Source organism: Parendozoicomonas verongulae (assembly GCF_009711465.1).
Lineage (GTDB): Bacteria > Pseudomonadota > Gammaproteobacteria > Pseudomonadales > Endozoicomonadaceae > Sansalvadorimonas > Sansalvadorimonas verongulae.
In genome coordinates, this window is sequence record NZ_SMME01000662.1 from 675 (window position 1) to 3193 (window position 2519).

General features: G+C 46.2%; 3 protein-coding genes and 1 pseudogene. All 4 read left to right on the forward strand.

The window, feature by feature from the left end; genetic code table 11:
- Positions 1–55: 55 nt before the first annotated feature.
- A complete protein-coding gene (locus tag E1189_RS26140; protein ID WP_155158480.1) occupies positions 56–547 on the forward strand; it encodes an RING finger domain-containing protein in 492 nt (163 codons plus the stop codon).
- Between the two features lie 67 nt (positions 548–614).
- Positions 615–755: pseudogene (locus E1189_RS02465) on the forward strand (4Fe-4S dicluster domain-containing protein); the annotation flags it as partial.
- 229 nt (positions 756–984) lie between these two features.
- The gene (locus E1189_RS02470) at positions 985–1659 is read left to right on the forward strand and encodes an NAD(P)H-dependent oxidoreductase (protein WP_155158481.1); all 675 of its coding nucleotides are present in this window, start codon (positions 985–987) and stop codon (positions 1657–1659) included.
- Positions 1660–1847: 188 nt separating this feature from the next.
- Positions 1848–2519, forward strand: a 672-nt coding sequence (locus E1189_RS02475; protein ID WP_155158482.1) for a hypothetical protein, incomplete at its 3' end; no start/stop codon positions are given.

Here is a 2519-nt window from a genome sequence, read left to right on the forward strand (position 1 = left end):
CACAGAAAAACCAGATGATTCTGTTACGGAGAACGCCATTTGGCTCGGTTGGATAATGAGTGAAAATCACTATCTTTCTTTGAGCCACAAAAAAAATCCATTAACAACCTGCACAATCTGTCTTGAAGGCTTTCACTGGCAGGAAAATATACATTCGACCCCCTGTCATCACCTTTTCCACAGCAGGTGCCTCCTGAACGCTTTAAATAAGGCTCGGCATTGCCCAATATGCCGACAGCCGCTACCTGTATACAAACCAATGCGATGCTCAGGCAGATGTTCGCTGTTGGATTTCTATCTATCAAAAGAAGAAATGGAGCATGAACAGGCTCGACATACTCTATGCCCAAAGGGCGTACCCTTTGTCTGTGACCAGATCGGATGCAACAGAACGTTTACCAGAAGCTACGAGCTCATCAGACACAGACGCACCCACCACTCCCCAATCGGCAAACACTTTATATGTGATGAGGACGGGTGCCAAAGGTTTTTCCTCCACCTCGGTGCACTCACCGCCCACAGGCAAATACATTTGAACTCTCGATAACTTTTAAGCAGTGAAGATGAGGGCTGTACTTACAGTTTTCATACATCTCACACTCTGATTTGCAGCCCTGAAAATTACTGACGATTACATTAACTGTGACGTCTGTGAACCGGAGTGTCCAAACAGTACAATCTCTCCGGGCGAGGGAATCTACGAGATAGGTCCAAACCTGTGCACAGCGTGTGTTAGACACTACAACGAACCGCAGTACAGATCATCATGAGCCAGGCTTCATTAAAGCTCTACCGACTCCCCTATAAAGGAAAACAGCCCCTGTGGTTACTTTCTTTTATGGGGGCTTGAACTACTTTTTGGTAGAAGGCAGAGGCTGATTATCCATGTTTTTTGAAAAGCATTTTCGTCTTAACCCTTATTTTCACGAATCCCCCTCTATAAAATCCCCTCTTTCCATATAGGTCCGTTGTCAGGAATTATTTATGACCACCTCTATCCAGCAACACATTATCGACGCTTATCAGTTTCGCCACGCTTGCAAGAGCTTTGATGCCAGCAAGAAAATTTCCGATAAAGACTTTAACTTTATTATGGAAACAGGTCGCCTATCTCCAAGCTCTTTTGGTTATGAGCCCTGGAAGTTTCTGGTAGTTCAGAACATGGAACTACGTGAGAAGCTGAAGCCTCTGTGCCAGGGTGCACAAGGTCAGCTGCCAACAGCCAGCCACTTTGTTGTGATTCTGGCTCGTAAAGAATCCGGTATGCACCACACTTCCGAATACGTGAAAAATCACATGGTGGAAGTTGAGAAGCTGCCAGAAGAAATCGCAGAAATGAAAGGTGGTTTCTACCGCCAATTCCAGGAAGAGCACTTCCAGCTGACCGAAAGCCCCCGCGCCATGTTCGACTGGGCCTGCAAGCAGACTTACATTGCACTGGGCAACATGATGACCTCTGCTGCTCTGGTTGGCATTGACTCCTGCCCCGTCGAAGGCTTCGATCGCGAATCTGTGGAACGTCTGATGGTTGAAAACAACCTGTTCAACCCAGAAGAGTACGGTGTATCTGTAATGGTCGCCTTTGGCTACCGTGCGGATGAGCCTCCTTTTGCCAAAACCCGTTCCGAACATGAGCAGCTGGTTCAGTGGTTTAACTGATAAGTACCCGGAGCACCCAGAACAGCCATGTAAACTCATTCTGGGTGCTTTTGCAGATATATAAAAACTAACAGGGGGGACAGTAATACTAACCATAAATGAGCTTATTCGCCTAAAACAGGGTCATACAGGATATACAGGGACTAACGACCTGAGTGAATAAATAAGTAAATGGAGGTTAGAATACAATGCAGACCAATTTCGATAGCGCAACCAAACCCGTTTCTTCCGCCTCTGCAGATAATCTGCTGACATTAGGAGAGGATAGCCGTGCAGCTGAAACATCCCAAAGGGTAAAACCTGTTGCTGTGGAAGTCCCACTCATATCCCTTCCGGATGAGCCCTCCAGGCGGTACCGTCGGGTGCCAAAACCACTTTCTCAAAGAACGCTATCAGTAGATGCTTTAGGGGAGTTCCAATCTTTTCGCCTCCCTAGAGCGGATAGGCTGGCTACCAGAAGCTACCCTCCTTCACTACCAACCCCAAGTACATATACAGGCACATTGGGCAGGGGGGCAAGTCTCTCCGCAGCTATTGCACTACAAGACAAAAGCTCCCTGAGAAAAAAAAGAAGTTCATTACTGGGTTTATGGCCATTTTCAAAAGGTAAAAAGTCTTCTGGAGAAACGACACAGGCAACTGACCACGTAAGAACTGGCCACGCAAGAACTGATTACATAAGAACCGACTATATGAGAAATAAAGAGAAGCTTCTGGCAGATATCAGAAATCTTGACCCTTACAGCAAAGAATTAAGCGATAGGTTGTTAGAAAACATTCAGTTCACATCAAGTAACTACACTCGCGAAGTGGGGCTCACTTCGTCAGCTAATATTGGTGGACAAGGCCTATTACTAAAA